The following is a 13,807-nucleotide window of genomic DNA, read 5'->3' on the forward strand; positions in this document are numbered from 1 at the left end:
GACCGTCCGGCCGGCACCGATGACCGATCTGCTGCCCCAGGCCTACCTGCTCGGCCTGATCGCCCTCCTGGGCGTGGCCGCCATCGTGGTCGGCCGCCAGATCCTGCGGGTGCGGCGCGATGAACTCGCCCTGGCCCGGCTCGGAGGCAACGACAAGGCCGCTGACGGCCCCAGGGATGCCTCCACCCTTTACGAGCTGGCCTCGGTGCAGCTGCGCAAGCGCCTTTACACCGAGGCCCAGGGCAACCTCAAGCTGGCCCTGAAGCTGGCCGACGCCGAGAAGGTCCCTGCCGAGGCGCGGGCCCTGATGGAGAACGCCCTCGGCTTCACCCTGGCGGCCCAGAACAACTACAGCGCCGCCGTGCGCCACTATCGGGCCGCCCTGCGGGCCAAGGCCGACTACCCGGTGGCCCTCAACAATCTGGCCTTCGCCCTCGAGAAGCAGTCGAAGGCCGACGAGGCCCGCAGCCTCTACGAGAAGGTGCTGCAGCTGGAGGCCACCAACAAGACGGCCCGCAAGCGGCTCGTGATCCTGGAACGGCGGAGTGGCCGTGAGGCGGGCGAGAAGGGCAAGGCCTCCTGACGGCCTCCGGCCTGCCTGGCTGCCGCCACCACGGCCGGCCTGGCTGCCGCCGCCACGGCTTGGATCACCAGAGGCCGCGCACCGGGGCGGGATCGGCAGCGGCGGGGGCCTGGGCGGTGCGCTCCGGGACCAGCTGCAGCCGGCCGCCGGGGGTGGTGAGACGGGGCGCCCGCCAACCGCTCAACGACAGGCCCTGAACGCTCTGAAAGGCGCCACCGGGCTCCAGGGCGCCGCCGAGGGGATCCCCCAGCAGCAGCAGGTCGAGCTGGTCGGACTTGGCATTGAGGTTGCCCTGCACCTGGGATTCGACCCCGCCAATGGCCATTGCACCGCGCAGGTCCACCATCTGGCCGATCGGGGTGGCCCCGTCGATCCGCAGCTGGACGGGCACGGTGGGCCCGCCGCTGAAGGACTGGTAGCGGCCGCTCCAGCGGCGGGGCATCTGTTCGGCGATCAGCCGGGCACGGGCGATCGGATCGAAGGTCTCCACTTCGCCGTTCGTGCCGCCGTCCTGGCGGATCACCTGGGCCTCGGGGGCCGTGAAGGGCACGAATCCATCGGCCGGCAGGGGGCTGGCGGCAAGCACCGGGCTGGCGGCGAGCAGCAGGGGCACGGCGGCCAGAGGCACCGGCATGGCGTGGGTCTCACAGGCAGAAGGCAGACTAATCGGGATGCGCCCGTCCGCCGCAGGCCCCCGACCGTGACCGCCATCGCCCCCCTGACCTCCCGAGACGATCTGCTGATCGCCGGACGCCGCTTCCGCAGTCGCCTGATGACCGGCACCGGCAAGTACCCGAGCCTGGAGACGATGCAGGCGAGCCTGGAGGCCAGTGGCTGCGAAATCGTCACCGTGGCGGTGCGGCGGGTGCAGAGCGGCGCCCCGGGCCACGGCGGCCTGATGGAGGCGATCGACTGGAGCCGGATCTGGATGTTGCCCAACACGGCCGGCTGCGCCACCGCCGAAGAGGCGGTGCGGGTGGCCCGGCTGGGCCGGGAGCTGGCGCGGCTGGCGGGCCAGGAGGACAACAACTTCGTGAAGCTGGAGGTGATCCCCGACTCCCGCCACCTGCTGCCGGATCCCTTCGGCACCCTCGAGGCCGCCGAGCAGCTGGTGAAGGAGGGCTTCGCCGTGCTGCCCTACATCAACGCCGATCCGCTGCTGGCCAAGCGGCTGGAGGAGGTCGGCTGCGCCACGGTGATGCCGCTGGGATCGCCGATCGGCTCGGGCCAGGGCATCCGCAACGCCGCCAACATCGCGCTGATCATTGAGAACGCCGGCGTGCCGGTGGTGGTGGATGCGGGCCTGGGGGTGCCCAGCGAGGCCGCCCAGGCGATGGAGATGGGCGCCGACGCCCTGCTGATCAACAGCGCCATTGCCCTGGCGGGGGATCCGCCGGCGATGGCACGGGCGATGGCCCTGGCCACCGAAGCCGGTCGCACCGCCCTGCTGGCGGGCCGGCTGCCGCAGCGGGCCGAGGCCCGGGCCAGTTCTCCCCTGGAGGGGCGTGTGACGAACCATTGACGATCGGGCCGATCGCCGGCCCGCTCCATAGGGTTTGCCGCAAACCGATCCCCAGCCATGCAGGTCACCGAAGAAGACGGCGGCAAGCTCAACGCCTTCGCCAAGGAGCCCCGCATGGTGCTCCAGGAGCAGGGCGAGACCAGCGGCGCCAACCGGATGCTGCTGATCGGCGGCCTGGTCCTGGTGGCCGTGATGGTGGCGGTGGCGGCCGGCATCAGCTGAGGGCTGGGCCTCTGAGGCCTGTAGTAGCTTGCCCGTCTGAGCAACTGCTCGTTCAGGAGTCTGGGGTGAAGGTTCTCGTTCTCGGCGGCGACGGCTTCTGTGGTTGGCCCTGTGCCGTGAACCTGGCGGAAGCCGGACACGACGTCGTCATTGTCGACAACCTGAGTCGTCGCAAGATCGACATCGACCTTGGCGTCGAGTCGCTGACGCCCATCGCCACGATCCAGGACCGGCTGCGGGCCTGGGAACAGGTGGGCGGCCGGGCCATGACCTTCGTGCACCTCGACATCGCCCGGGAGTACGACCGGCTGCTGGAAATGCTGCGCAGCGAGCGCCCGGCAGCGATCGTCCACTTCGCCGAGCAGCGGGCCGCCCCCTACTCGATGAAGAGCAGCGCCACCAAGCGCTACACCGTCGACAACAACGTCAACGGCACCCACAACCTGCTGGCGGCCATCGTCGACAGCGGCCTCGACGTCCACATCGTGCACCTGGGCACCATGGGCGTCTACGGCTACGGCTCCCACCGGGGCGCCACGATCCCGGAGGGCTACCTGACAGTGGAGGTGCCCCAGCCGGACGGCACCTGCTTCACCGAGAAGATCCTGCACCCCACGGACCCCGGCAGCGTCTACCACATGACCAAGACGCTGGATCAGCTGCTGTTCTTCTACTACAACAAGAACGATGCGATCCGGGTCACCGATCTGCACCAGGGCATCGTCTGGGGCACCAACACCGATCTCACCCAGCGGGATCCCCGGCTCACCAACCGCTTCGACTACGACGGCGACTACGGCACCGTCCTCAACCGCTTCCTGATGCAGGCGGCGATCGGCTACCCGCTCACCGTCCACGGCACCGGCGGCCAGACCCGTGCCTTCATCCACATCCGCGACTCGGTGCGCTGTGTCCAGCTAGCCCTGGAGCACCCCCCCGAGCCGGGCGAGAAGGTGAAGATCTTCAACCAGATGACCGAGAGCCACCAGGTCGGCGAACTGGCCCGCAAGGTGGCGGCCCTCACCGGCGCCGAGATCAACTACCTTCCCAATCCCCGCAAGGAGGCGATCGAGAACGATCTGATCGTCGACAACCGCTGCTTCATCGAGCTGGGCCTCAAACCCACCACCCTCGACGACGGCCTGCTGGCCGAGGTGGTGGACGTGGCCCGCCGCTGGGCCGACCGTTGCGACCGCTCCAAGATCCCCTGCCTCTCCGCCTGGACCCAGCGCCAGGCCGAAGCGATCAAGGCCTTCGCCTGATCTCCTCCCTGTGAAGATCGCCTTTTTCACCGAAACCTTCCTGCCGAAGGTGGACGGCATCGTCACGCGGCTCACCAAGACGGTGCAGCAGCTGGTGCTGGCCGGCGACGAGGTGCTGATCTTCTGCCCCGAGGGCGCTCCCGATGGCTACATGGGGGCCCGGGTGGTGGGGGTGCCGGCCATGCCGCTGCCGCTCTACCCCGAGCTGAAGCTGGCCCTGCCGCGGCCGGCGGTCTCGGAGGCCCTCGACCGCTTCGGCCCCGATCTGGTCCATGTGGTGAATCCGGCCGTGCTGGGCCTGGGGGGCATCTGGCTGGCCCGCAGCCGCGGCCTGCCCCTGGTGGCCAGCTACCACACCCATCTGCCCAAGTACCTGGAGCACTACGGCATGGGGATGCTCGAGCCCCTGCTGTGGGAACTGCTCAAGGCCGCCCACAACCAGGCCCAGCTCAACCTCTGCACCTCCACCGCCATGGTCGAGGAACTGGCGGCCCGGGGCATCCAGCACACGGCCCTCTGGCAGCGGGGCGTGGACACCGACCTGTTCCGCCCCGAACTGGCCTCCGGCGCCATGCGTGAGCGGCTCCACGGCGGCCATGAGGACACCGGCCATCTGCTCCTCTACATCGGCCGGCTCTCGGCGGAGAAGCAGATCGAGCGGATCCAGCCGGTGCTCGAAGCCATGCCCCAGGCCCGGCTGGCCCTCGTGGGAGACGGTCCCCACCGCCAGCAGCTGGAGCGCCATTTCGACGGCACCGCCACCACCTTCGTGGGCTACCTGGCCGGCCAGGAGCTGGCCTCGGCCTATGCCAGCGGCGACGCCTTCCTGTTCCCCTCCAGCACCGAAACCCTCGGTCTCGTGCTGCTGGAGGCGATGGCCGCCGGCTGCCCGGTGGTGGGGGCCAACCGGGGCGGCATCCCCGACATCGTCAGCGACGGCGTCAACGGCTGCCTCTACGACCCCGACCAGCCCTCCAGCCTGACCACGGCCGTGCGGCGGCTGCTGGGGGATCCGGCGGCCCGCCGCCAGCTGCGCCTGGCCGCCCGCGAGGAGGCCGAGCGCTGGGGCTGGGCCGGTGCCACCGCCCAGCTGCAGGGCTACTACCGCCAGGTGCTCCAGCAGGGCCGCTTGCCCCAGGCCGCCTGAGGGTCCTCAGCCCGGCCGGGCCACCACCGGCGGCCTGACGCCGCGGAACCAGACGGTCATCAGGGCCTTCACCATCGGAGCCGCCACGGTGCCGCCGTAGCCGCCGGAGTTCTCGCCGAAAGCAACGATCACCAGGGTGGGCTTACCGGTGGCCGGGGCGTAGCCGCCGAACCAGGCATGGTCGGGACGGGGCGGATCCTCGGCGGTGCCGGTCTTACCGGCCACGGGCGGCAGGCTGGGGTCGTTGAGGATGGTGGCCGTGCCGCTGGTGACCGCCTGGCGCAGGCCGGCGTGCAGCACCCGCAGGGTGGCCGGCTTCAGCCCGATCCATTGGCGCGGGTAGTTGCGTTCCACCAGGTGGGGGGTGACCAGCCAGCCACCGTTGGCCACGGCGGCATAGAGGCGGGCCATCTGGATCGGCGTCACGGTCACCGCCCCCTGGCCGATCGAGGAAGTGATCGTGTCGACCGGTGTCCAGGGTTCGCCCAGCACCTCCTTCTTCCAGGCCGGGTCCCCGAGCAGTCCCGGGGATTCCTCGGCGGACAGTTCGCTGCCGGTGCGGCGGCCGAAACCCATGCGCCGGGCGGCCTTGAACATCTCATCGGGGCCCACCATCAGCCCCACCTTGTAGAAGAAGCTGTTGCTGCTCACCCCGAGGGCGAAGGGGAAGCCGATGCTGCCGAAGGAGCCGTGGTCGGCGTAGCACTGGCCGTAGTAACAGAAGGAGCCCACCGTCGGCACGGTGGACGTTTCGTTGAGTTTGCCCGACTCGATGCCGGCGATCGTGGTGATGACCTTGAAGGTGCTGGCCGGCGGGAAGCCCTGGAAGGCCCGGTTCAGCATCGGCGCCTCCGGCCGGTTGAGGGCGTTCCACTGGGCGGTGGTGGGGCCGTCGGAGAAGATGTTGGGATCGAAGTTGGGCCGGCTGGCCATCGCCCGCACGGCTCCGGTCTGGGGGTCCATGGCCACGATCGCCCCCTTGCGCACCCCATCAAGGGCCTTCTCCGCCGCCCGTTGCAGGTCAAGGTCGAGGGTGAGGCGCAGATCCTTGCCGGCCTTGGCGGGCTTGTCCCCCAGCACCCGCTGCACCTGGCCTTCGGCGTTGACCTCCAGCTGCTGGCCGCCCCATTCGCCGCGCAGGTGGGTTTCGTAGACCTTCTCCAGCCCGCTGCGGCCGATGCGATCGCTGATGCGGTACCCGTGGTCCTTGAGGGCGGCGTACTCCTCCTCGGTGATGCTGCTCGTGTAGCCCATCACGTGGGCCCCCAGGCTGCCGTCGGGATAGGCCCGCAGCACGTCCTCGGACACCTCCGCTCCCTGCAGGGACCCGGCCTGCTCCCGGAAGCGCAGCACCTGCACCGGCGTCAGCGAGAGGGCCAGGGGAATCCGGAACCCCTGGGCGTTGGCGCCGCGCTTCCGCGCGGCCTCAAGCCGGTCGGCGGGGATCGCCAGCAGGCCGGCCAGCCGGTCGCGCAGCCCGGGCCAGCCGCGGTCGTCGACCTGGAGGGGCTGGAGGTAGAGGTTGTAGGTGAGCCGGTTGGTGGCCAGCACCCGCCCCTTGCGATCCAGCAGGCGGCCCCGCACGGGGTTGCGCGGCAACAGGCGGATCCGGTTCTCGTCCGCCATCGCCCGGTTCTCGGCCCCGTGCAACAGCTGGAGCCAGGCGAGGCGCCCAAGGATCGCCGCCAGCACCAGCAGCATGAACGTGAGCAGAAGGGCGGCCTGGTGGCCGGTCCCTGTGTGGCGGGTGGAGGCGGCCCCGACCCCACCGCCGGCAGCGCGCACCATCAGCCGAGTCGGCTCTGGAGCAGGGCCAGGCGCGTCTCGATGCGCTCCAGGGCCGCCAGCAGCTCGGCCGGATCCGCCGGGTTGGGTGGCGGCGCGGCCTCCCAGGCGGCAGGGGTGGCCCCGGGGCCCGGGCCAGCGGAGCCCTCCTCGGCGCCGACGTCGCGCACCTCCACCTTCATCACGGGGTTGCCCAGGCCGGGCTGGAAGCGATCCAGATTCTCCCTCACCTGACTGGCCGCGGGCTCCCCCTCCTGGCGCAGCTGGCCGAGGGGATCGGCGCTGGTGCCGTCGAAGGCGGCGAGCACCTCGGCCGGGCCCCCCTTGCGGACCCGCTCCACCACCGCCAGTCCCACCGGCAGCACGTCCTGCATCAGGGCCAGGCGCAGGGAATCGAGGGGATCGGCAGCCATGACGTCGGAACCCGGACCGGGATTTGCAGTCTGACGTGTGGAACGGCCCCGCTCAGGGTGCGGGTCGCTGCACCCCGGGATCGACGATCACCTGGCCGCAGAAGCGGGTGCTGCCCAGCCACCAGCCGCCGCCGACGGCCAGCACCAACAGCACGCTGAAGGGCAGCAGGGCCTGGCGGGTGCCCTCAAGGGACAGCCACTCCATCCAGCCCCGCAGCCAGCGGTCGCGGTCGAAGCGGCGCCGCTCCCTGAGGCTCTCCTTGCCGCGGCGGTCGAGGGCCCGGGCCACCCAGCGCTCGAAGGCCTTCTTCTTGGTGACGGCCATCTTGCGCTCCACCTCCAGCAGGTGGCCGGCGCTGAGGTCGGGGTTGAAGGTGCTGATCAGCTCCAGGCTCTTGAGGAACATCTCCACGGCCCCCTCCTTGATCGCCAGGTCGGCCGGATCGAGGGCGTCCCAGTCGACCTCGGGATAGAAGCGCAGACGGTTGCTGCGGATCTGCTCCTCCGGCAGCTGGCCGGGTTCCCGCAGCCAGCGGTCGGTGTTGGCATCAAAACGACGCCAGTAGAGGAAAGGGTTGAGAAAGACGGTCTTGCCGGCCAGCAGGATGCTGTCCTGCTGCAGGCGGCGGTGCATCTGGGGGTCCTGCTCAGCCCCGGCAGGGCTGCCAGCGACGGCGGGGGAGACGGGAGGCACGGAGCGAACGGCCGGGCGCCGAGATTATCGAAGCCAGCCCCTGCGGGCCAGCCCGGCACTCCCGCCTACTCCCACTCGATCGTGCCGGGGGGCTTGCTGGTGATGTCGAGCACCACCCGGTTCACCCCCCGCACCTCGTTGACGATGCGGTTGGAGATCAGCTCCAGCAGGTCGTAGGGCAGCCGCGACCAGTCGGCGGTCATGCCGTCCTCGGAAGAGACGCAGCGCAGCACGATCGGGTAGGCGTAGGTGCGCTTGTCGCCCATCACCCCGACGCTGCGCACGGGCAGCAGCACGGCGAAGGCCTGCCAGATCTCGTCGTAGAGGCCGGCGTCGCGCACCTCCTCCCGCACGATCAGGTCGGCGTCACGGAGGATGTCGAGCTTGTCGTCGGTGACCTCCCCCAGGATGCGGATCGCCAGGCCGGGGCCGGGGAAGGGATGGCGGCCCACGATCTCCTGGGGCAGCCCGAGGCTGCGGCCCACCTTGCGCACTTCGTCCTTGAACAGACGCCGCAGCGGCTCCACCAGCTTGAACTGCAGGTCCTTGGGCAGGCCGCCCACGTTGTGGTGGCTCTTGATCTTCACCGCCACCCGCTCGCCCGTCTTGGGGTCCACGTTGGTGCCGGCGCTCTCGATCACATCCGGATAGAGGGTGCCCTGGGCGAGGTAGTCGAAGGGGCCGAGGCGGCGGCTCTCCTCCTCGAACACGCGGATGAACTCGGTGCCGATGATCTTGCGCTTCTCCTCCGGATCGGTAATGCCGGCGAGCTTGGAGATGAAGCGCTCACGGGCATTGATGTACTCCACATTGATGTGGAACTGGCGATCGAAGAAATCCATCAGGAACTCCGGCTCGCCTTTGCGCATGAAGCCCTGGTCGATGAACATGCAGGTGAGGCGATCGCCGATCGCCTGGTGCAGCAGGAAGGCCAGGGTGGAGGAATCGACCCCGCCCGAGAGGGCCAGCAGCACACGCTTCTCGCCCACCTGGGCGCGCACCTCGCCGATGGCCTCATCGATGAAGGCGGCCGTGGTCCAGTCGGGGATGCAGCCGCAGATGTGGTAGACGAAATTGCGGATCATCACCATGCCGCAGGTGGAGTGCACCACCTCGGGATGGAACTGCACCCCGTACAGGCGGCGGGCATGGTCAGCCACCGCGGCCTCGGGGGTGTTGTCGGTGTGGGCGAGGCGCACGAAGCCCTCCGGCAGCGACTCCACCGAATCGCCGTGGCTCATCCACATCGTCGAGCCCTCCTCGACGTTGGTGAGCAGGTCGACCGGGTCGTCGACATGGAGCGGCGCCTTGCCGTACTCGGCCCGGCCGGCGGCCACCACCGATCCGCCCAGCTGCTGCACCATCAGCTGCATGCCGTAGCAGACCCCCAGCACCGGGATGCCCAGGTCCCAGAGGCCGGGGTCGCAGGTGGGGGCCCCCTCCTCGTAGACGGAGCTGGGGCCGCCGCTGAGGATGATTCCCTTCGGTTGGAGGGCCTTCAGTTCCGCGGCGCTGGTGGTGTAGCCCATCACCAGGGAGAAGACCTCCGTCTCCCGCACCCGGCGGGCGATCAGCTCGGAGTACTGGGAGCCGAAATCCAGGATGACGATGGCCGGGTGACGGCGGGAACCGCTGGCGTGGTCCCGTTCCGAACCCGGTGGTGCGGTCTGCGTCGTTTGGGACATCGGCTCGAAGGAGGCCTGGGCCTGGGCCCGGTGATCGGTCCCAGCACCCTAGGTCGCGCCCCTGAAGCGTTCCATCAGCGCCGCCCCCACCGGCCCGCAGACCCGCAGCCGGCGCTGGCGGTCGAACAGGGCCGCCCCCACGGCGGCCGTCGGGGCGCCATGGCTGGCCAGGTAGGCCCGGCAGCGGCTCTCGATGGCGGCGGCGATCCGGGCCCGCAGGCGTCCGGCCAGGTCGGGATCGGCCTGCTCCAGCCCGGCCAGGGCGGCCTCCACCGTGGCGGCCCCGTGCAGGGCGGCGAGGGTGGCGCCGCCGGCCCCCTCCAGGGCGGCCAGGGCGGTGAGCACCTCGGCACGGCCGTCGGCCAGGTGGTGGTGGGTGTGGAAGATGCCGCCGGCCAGCTTGATCAGCTTGCCCTGGTAGCCGAACAGCAGCAGCCGCTCCACCCCCGCTTCGGCGGCCGCCACCAACACGGGGCCGAGCCAGTTGCCCGCCTTGAGCAGCAGCTCCGGCGGCAGGCCCAGCTGGGGGGCCAGATCGAGGCCGTTCTCACCGATCACCAGCACCAGATCGCCGCCGGCCCCCGGCGCGGCCATCCGCGTCGCCAGCGCCGCCAGGGTGCGGGCCAGCTGGTCCGGGTCGGCGCCGGCCTGCACCTCGGCCTGGGTGCCGATCAGGGCCAGCCCATCCACCACCCCGAAGGCGGCGTTGCTGGTGCGCTCCGCCAGGCGGCGGCCGTCGGGGAGCACCAGGGTGAGCCCCAGGCGGCGGCTGGTGGGCACCAGGGGCCGCAGGTTGACCTCCAGCAGCTCCCGGGCATAGGCCGACAGGCAGGCCTCCCCGGTCGCCGCGTGGACCCCCACCCCCTCGCCGGGCTCCAGCTGCAGCCAGGGCCCGTCACCGCGGAGCCAGCGGGCCAGCACCCACACCACCAGGCCGCGGGTGAGGTCGAGGCCCTCGCCCGGATCACAGCAGCTCTCCCCCAGGGCCAGCCCCTCGCCCAGCCGCGCAGCGGCCCGCACCGGCACCGGCACCACCCCCGGCGGCTGCAGCAGTTCCAGGGCCACCGACGCGCGGAACGGCTCCCTCTGCAGGGCGCTGAGGGCGGCACGGGCCGCGGCCGCCAGCCACACCGGCAGGGTGAGGCCCCGCCGGGGCGCGGAGGGGGAGCGCAGGGGATCGATGGCCGGCGGGAACGCTGTTTTTTATGGTGGTCGATCGCCTTGCCTTCGCCGGGCCCGCGCTCCTTCGTTCCCCACCGCTCATGCAGGACAAGCTCACTCTGATGATCCCCGGCCCCACCCCGGTGCCGGAGACCGTCCTGCAGGCCATGGCCCGCCATCCGATCGGCCACCGCAGCGCCGATTTCCAGAAGATCGTGCGCCGCACCACCGAGCAGCTGCAGTGGCTGCACCAGACCAAGGGCCACGTGCTGGTGCTCACCGGCAGCGGCACGGCGGCGATGGAGGCCGCGATCGTCAACACCCTCAGCCGCGGCGACCGGGTGCTTTGCGGCGACAACGGCAAGTTCGGCGAACGCTGGGTGAAGGTGGCGAAGGCCTACGGGCTGAACGTGGAGGTGATCAAGGCGGAATGGGGCCAGCCCCTCGACCCGGAGGCCTTCCGCGCCGCCCTCGAGGCCGACACCGCCAAGGAGATCCGGGGGGTGATCCTGACCCACTCAGAAACCTCCACCGGGGTGATCAACGACCTGCAGGCCATTGCCCGCCATGTGAAGGCCCACGGCACGGCCCTCACCATCGCCGACTGCGTCACCAGCCTCGGGGCCTGTGACGTGCCCATGGACGCCTGGGGCGTGGACGTGGTGGGCTCTGGCTCCCAGAAGGGGTACATGATGCCGCCGGGCCTGAGCTTCGTGGCCATGAGCGAGCGGGCCTGGACGGCCTACGAGCGCTCCGACCTGCCCAAGTTCTATCTGGATCTCGGCAAGTACCGCAAGGCGGCCGACGACGACAGCAACCCCTTCACTCCGGCGATCAACCTCTACTTCGCCCTCGAGGCCGCCCTGGGGATGATGCAGAAGGAGGGCCTGGAGGCGATCTTCGCCCGCCACGACCGCCATCGCCGGGCCACCCAGGCGGCGATGAAGGCCATCGGCCTGCCCCTGTATGCGGCCGAGGGCCACGGCAGCCCGGCGATCACGGCGGTGGCGCCGGAGGGCATCGATGCCGAGGCCCTGCGCAAGCAGGTGAAGGAGCGTTTCGACATCCTGCTGGCGGGCGGCCAGGACCACCTCAAGGGCAAGGTGTTCCGCATCGGCCACCTGGGCTTCGTCTGCGACCGCGACGTGCTCACGGCCGTGGCGGCCATCGAGGCCACCCTGCAGGGCCTGGGGCTGTCCAAGGCGCCGACCGGCGCCGGCGTGGCGGCGGCGGCGGCGGCGCTGGCCGGCTGAGCCGCTGGCCAGGCTTCCCCGGGGCTCCAGACCCCGGGGCGGTGTCCGGAGCCTTGCTAGTGTGCGGCTGGGAGTGACGAAACGCGGGTGTAATTCAGTGGTAGAATGTCAGCTTCCCAAGCTGAACGTCGCCGGTTCGAGTCCGGTCACCCGCTTGATCAATCAGAGCCGGAATTAACGCTCAAGCCTGACATCATGTGCAGGCCTGAGTCCCATCCGTAAGGATTTGCAGGCTCAAGGCCCGGTATTTTTGGCTAGGGGCCTCAGTCTTTGCTGCGACGATGATGGAAGCGGGAATTACTGCCCCGCTCGGCTGAAGGCGGGGCGAGGGCCTGCGGCGCCCCATCGTGGGGTCGGGAATCAGGCCCGGGGCTTGATCAGCTGCAGCACCTGCAGTCCAAGACCGCCGGCCCGGCGCTCGCAGTCGAGGGCCTGCAGAATCGCCCGGGCGGAGCCATCAATGTCCCCCTCGCGGGCGGCCACACGGGCCTGCTCATTGAGTGCCTCCGCCTGCAGCAGCAGACGCTGGCGAACGGCCGGATCCGACAGTGGCGACACGCCGAACCTTGGCCGTGCGGGTGTTTCCAGCGTCAAAGTGACGGGGGTCGGTGGGCTGGCAACGATCATGACCGGCGAGGATTTTGCAGCATCGAAAACAGATAAAAAGGGCTCGTCGGCATCCAACGACCTCTTTGCTGTTTACATCTTACGTGAGACGGTAACAGTCGGTCCCTCGGGAGCAGAAGTGCGGGGGAAAAGAGATGATCTCTCTGCACCCAGCAACGGATGGTTCGTTTCGCTCGGGGACGGCGGCCGGCCGGCTCAGGTGCCCGGCTCCTCCCGATTGCCGCCCAGGGCGGCGATCTGGGAGCGCAGCTGGTCGGAACGCTGCAGGTCGCCCCGGGTGAGGGCGACGGCGAGGGCGAATTCCAGCTTCTCCAGCTGGTGCTCGCCCTCTTCCTGGGAATGGGTGCGGAGCTGGCAGTGGGGCGCTGGGCTGGAGCCCCGCGGGGCCGATCCCTGGCCGTGCAGAGCGGCGGTGGATGACTGGTAAGGGGAAGTGGGGAAGGCCATGACCCGCTTTCTTTTCATTTTGACACCCTTGACCAGGGGGCCGCGATTCAGGCGGCGGTGGGGTAGGCGACATCCTCCTGGCTGTCGAACGCAGCGGGCGCTTCGGATGGGACGCCGATCTCCAGCAGATGGCGGCAGTCCTGCAGCAGCCGCTCGACGTTGTCGAGGCTGGCCAGCTCCTGGGGGTCCGGCCTGGCCTGGTTGGAGGCCTGCAGTTCCACCGCCGCCAGGCGCTGCTCCAGGGTCACCAGACGCTGGGAGAGGGCATGGATGGTTTCGGCGAGATCTTCGGCATTGCGGCTGATGCGGAACGACACCGAGGCGGGGGCCATGGCGGGGAAAGCGACTGGGCTGTGCCGCATGACAACACACCCGGAGCACCCCCTCAAGCACCTGTGGCACGGATCTCCCAGAGTGGGCCCTGTGGATCGGGCTCAACGTCGGATGAACCATGCCTGGCATCTGCTCATGTACGCGCTGGCGGGGCTCGCCGGCGGCCTGCTGGCCCTGCGCACCGGCATCCCGGCGGCCCCCCTGGCCGGCGCCCTGCTGGGGGCCGCCCTGGTCAGCGTCTCGGGGCGGTTGGAGGTGGCCCAGTGGCCGGTCGGCACCCGCACCCTGCTGGAGATCGGCATCGGCACCGTGATCGGCACGGGCCTCACCGGCACGGCCCTGCTGGAACTGCGCCAGCTCTGGCGACCCGCGCTCCTGATCACGGTCACCCTGGTGCTCACCGGGCTGGTGGTGGGGCTGGGCTGCAGCCGGCTGATGGGCGTCAATCCGGTGGTGGCCCTGCTGGGGGCGGCCCCAGGGGGCATCAGCGGCATGAGCCTGGTCGGCGCCGAGTTCGGCGTCGGGGCGGCGGTGGCCACCCTCCACGCCGTGCGCCTGATCACGGTGCTGGTGATCCTGCCCCTGGTGGTGCGGCTGGTGCTGCCGGCGACCGCCACCCCACCGGGCGGCTGACCGCCCTGGACAGCGCCGCTGGGGTCGATACGTTGGGCCA

Annotated in this window: 16 protein-coding genes and 1 tRNA gene; 8 read left to right on the forward strand and 9 right to left on the reverse strand. The window is 70.4% G+C overall.

Annotated features, from left to right (window positions below):
- Positions 1-19: 19 nt before the first annotated feature.
- Positions 20-583: a tetratricopeptide repeat protein gene (locus CYAGR_RS10830; RefSeq protein WP_015109853.1), complete on the forward strand. Its 564-nt coding sequence runs from the start codon at positions 20-22 to the stop codon at positions 581-583.
- 64 nt (positions 584-647) lie between these two features.
- Here the strand turns inward: CYAGR_RS10830 and CYAGR_RS10835 are convergent, their stop codons facing one another.
- Positions 648-1,217 (reverse strand): hypothetical protein, encoded by a 570-nt coding sequence (locus tag CYAGR_RS10835; RefSeq protein WP_015109854.1) that lies wholly within the window; start codon positions 1,215-1,217, stop codon positions 648-650.
- 138 nt (positions 1,218-1,355) lie between these two features.
- On the opposite strand from CYAGR_RS10835, the gene CYAGR_RS10840 reads away from it, so the two are divergent.
- From CYAGR_RS10840 to CYAGR_RS10855, 4 genes are all read left to right on the forward strand, one after another.
- The gene (locus CYAGR_RS10840) at positions 1,356-2,105 is read left to right on the forward strand and encodes a thiazole synthase (protein WP_245552666.1); all 750 of its coding nucleotides are present in this window, start codon (positions 1,356-1,358) and stop codon (positions 2,103-2,105) included.
- A gap of 57 nt (positions 2,106-2,162) precedes the next feature.
- Positions 2,163-2,327, forward strand: coding sequence for a photosystem II assembly protein Psb34 (gene psb34 / locus CYAGR_RS10845; protein ID WP_015109856.1), 165 nt, complete (start codon positions 2,163-2,165; stop codon positions 2,325-2,327).
- A 65-nt stretch (positions 2,328-2,392) separates the two neighbouring features.
- Positions 2,393-3,589, forward strand: a complete 1,197-nt coding sequence (locus CYAGR_RS10850; RefSeq protein WP_015109857.1) for an NAD-dependent epimerase/dehydratase family protein — start codon at positions 2,393-2,395, stop codon at positions 3,587-3,589.
- 10 nt (positions 3,590-3,599) lie between these two features.
- Positions 3,600-4,736 carry a glycosyltransferase family 4 protein gene (locus tag CYAGR_RS10855; RefSeq protein ID WP_015109858.1) on the forward strand — a complete coding sequence of 379 codons (1,137 nt, stop codon included), beginning with the start codon at positions 3,600-3,602 and terminating at the stop codon, positions 4,734-4,736.
- A 6-nt stretch (positions 4,737-4,742) separates the two neighbouring features.
- Here CYAGR_RS10855 and mrdA read toward each other — a convergent pair whose 3' ends face one another.
- The 5 genes from mrdA to cbiD all read right to left on the reverse strand — a co-directional run bounded on the left by mrdA (position 4,743) and on the right by cbiD (position 10,495).
- The gene (mrdA, locus tag CYAGR_RS10860) at positions 4,743-6,524 is read right to left on the reverse strand and encodes a penicillin-binding protein 2 (RefSeq protein ID WP_015109859.1); all 1,782 of its coding nucleotides are present in this window, start codon (positions 6,522-6,524) and stop codon (positions 4,743-4,745) included.
- A complete protein-coding gene (locus tag CYAGR_RS10865) occupies positions 6,524-6,934 on the reverse strand; it encodes a hypothetical protein (RefSeq protein WP_015109860.1) in 411 nt (136 codons plus the stop codon). Before CYAGR_RS10865 ends, mrdA begins: the two co-directional genes overlap by 1 nt.
- Positions 6,935-6,986: 52 nt before the next feature.
- Positions 6,987-7,568 carry a hypothetical protein gene (locus CYAGR_RS10870; RefSeq protein ID WP_015109861.1) on the reverse strand — a complete coding sequence of 194 codons (582 nt, stop codon included), beginning with the start codon at positions 7,566-7,568 and terminating at the stop codon, positions 6,987-6,989.
- A gap of 125 nt (positions 7,569-7,693) precedes the next feature.
- Positions 7,694-9,313: a glutamine-hydrolyzing GMP synthase gene (gene guaA, locus CYAGR_RS10875; protein WP_015109862.1), complete on the reverse strand. Its 1,620-nt coding sequence runs from the start codon at positions 9,311-9,313 to the stop codon at positions 7,694-7,696.
- Between the two features lie 48 nt (positions 9,314-9,361).
- Positions 9,362-10,495 carry a cobalt-precorrin-5B (C(1))-methyltransferase CbiD gene (gene cbiD, locus CYAGR_RS10880; protein WP_051017119.1) on the reverse strand — a complete coding sequence of 378 codons (1,134 nt, stop codon included), beginning with the start codon at positions 10,493-10,495 and terminating at the stop codon, positions 9,362-9,364.
- Positions 10,496-10,575: 80 nt separating this feature from the next.
- Between cbiD and CYAGR_RS10885 the strand changes: the two genes are divergently transcribed.
- Complete coding sequence (locus CYAGR_RS10885) at positions 10,576-11,727, forward strand: pyridoxal-phosphate-dependent aminotransferase family protein (protein WP_015109864.1); 1,152 nt, start codon at positions 10,576-10,578, stop codon at positions 11,725-11,727.
- An 83-nt stretch (positions 11,728-11,810) separates the two neighbouring features.
- Positions 11,811-11,882, forward strand: a tRNA-Gly gene (locus tag CYAGR_RS10890).
- 205 nt (positions 11,883-12,087) lie between these two features.
- Here the strand turns inward: CYAGR_RS10890 and CYAGR_RS10895 are convergent.
- The 3 genes from CYAGR_RS10895 to CYAGR_RS10905 all read right to left on the reverse strand — a co-directional run bounded on the left by CYAGR_RS10895 (position 12,088) and on the right by CYAGR_RS10905 (position 13,133).
- Positions 12,088-12,285: a hypothetical protein gene (locus CYAGR_RS10895; RefSeq protein WP_156818452.1), complete on the reverse strand. Its 198-nt coding sequence runs from the start codon at positions 12,283-12,285 to the stop codon at positions 12,088-12,090.
- Positions 12,286-12,549: 264 nt separating this feature from the next.
- Positions 12,550-12,801, reverse strand: a complete 252-nt coding sequence (locus tag CYAGR_RS10900) for a hypothetical protein (RefSeq protein WP_015109866.1) — start codon at positions 12,799-12,801, stop codon at positions 12,550-12,552.
- Positions 12,802-12,848: 47 nt separating this feature from the next.
- Positions 12,849-13,133 carry a hypothetical protein gene (locus tag CYAGR_RS10905; RefSeq protein ID WP_015109867.1) on the reverse strand — a complete coding sequence of 95 codons (285 nt, stop codon included), beginning with the start codon at positions 13,131-13,133 and terminating at the stop codon, positions 12,849-12,851.
- A 112-nt stretch (positions 13,134-13,245) separates the two neighbouring features.
- On the opposite strand from CYAGR_RS10905, the gene CYAGR_RS10910 reads away from it, so the two are divergent.
- Positions 13,246-13,767: an AbrB family transcriptional regulator gene (locus CYAGR_RS10910; RefSeq protein WP_015109868.1), complete on the forward strand. Its 522-nt coding sequence runs from the start codon at positions 13,246-13,248 to the stop codon at positions 13,765-13,767.
- The last annotated feature ends 40 nt before the right edge of the window (positions 13,768-13,807 follow it).

Origin of the sequence: Cyanobium gracile PCC 6307, from assembly GCF_000316515.1 — a bacterium.
Lineage (GTDB): Bacteria > Cyanobacteriota > Cyanobacteriia > PCC-6307 > Cyanobiaceae > Cyanobium > Cyanobium gracile.

Bases quoted from the DNA above. Each gene is read 5' to 3' on its own strand.
- CYAGR_RS10830 (WP_015109853.1), top strand. From the start codon at position 20: ATGACCGATCTGCTGCCCCAGGCCTACCTGCTCGGCCTGATCGCCCTC.
- CYAGR_RS10835 (WP_015109854.1), bottom strand. From the start codon at position 1,217: ATGCCGGTGCCTCTGGCCGCCGTGCCCCTGCTGCTCGCCGCCAGCCCG.
- CYAGR_RS10840 (WP_245552666.1), top strand. From the start codon at position 1,356: ATGACCGGCACCGGCAAGTACCCGAGCCTGGAGACGATGCAGGCGAGC.
- psb34 (WP_015109856.1), top strand. From the start codon at position 2,163: ATGCAGGTCACCGAAGAAGACGGCGGCAAGCTCAACGCCTTCGCCAAG.
- mrdA (WP_015109859.1), bottom strand. From the start codon at position 6,524: ATGGTGCGCGCTGCCGGCGGTGGGGTCGGGGCCGCCTCCACCCGCCAC.
- CYAGR_RS10865 (WP_015109860.1), bottom strand. From the start codon at position 6,934: ATGGCTGCCGATCCCCTCGATTCCCTGCGCCTGGCCCTGATGCAGGAC.
- CYAGR_RS10870 (WP_015109861.1), bottom strand. From the start codon at position 7,568: ATGCACCGCCGCCTGCAGCAGGACAGCATCCTGCTGGCCGGCAAGACC.
- guaA (WP_015109862.1), bottom strand. From the start codon at position 9,313: ATGTCCCAAACGACGCAGACCGCACCACCGGGTTCGGAACGGGACCAC.
- CYAGR_RS10885 (WP_015109864.1), top strand. From the start codon at position 10,576: ATGCAGGACAAGCTCACTCTGATGATCCCCGGCCCCACCCCGGTGCCG.
- CYAGR_RS10900 (WP_015109866.1), bottom strand. From the start codon at position 12,801: ATGGCCTTCCCCACTTCCCCTTACCAGTCATCCACCGCCGCTCTGCAC.
- CYAGR_RS10905 (WP_015109867.1), bottom strand. From the start codon at position 13,133: ATGGCCCCCGCCTCGGTGTCGTTCCGCATCAGCCGCAATGCCGAAGAT.
- CYAGR_RS10910 (WP_015109868.1), top strand. From the start codon at position 13,246: ATGAACCATGCCTGGCATCTGCTCATGTACGCGCTGGCGGGGCTCGCC.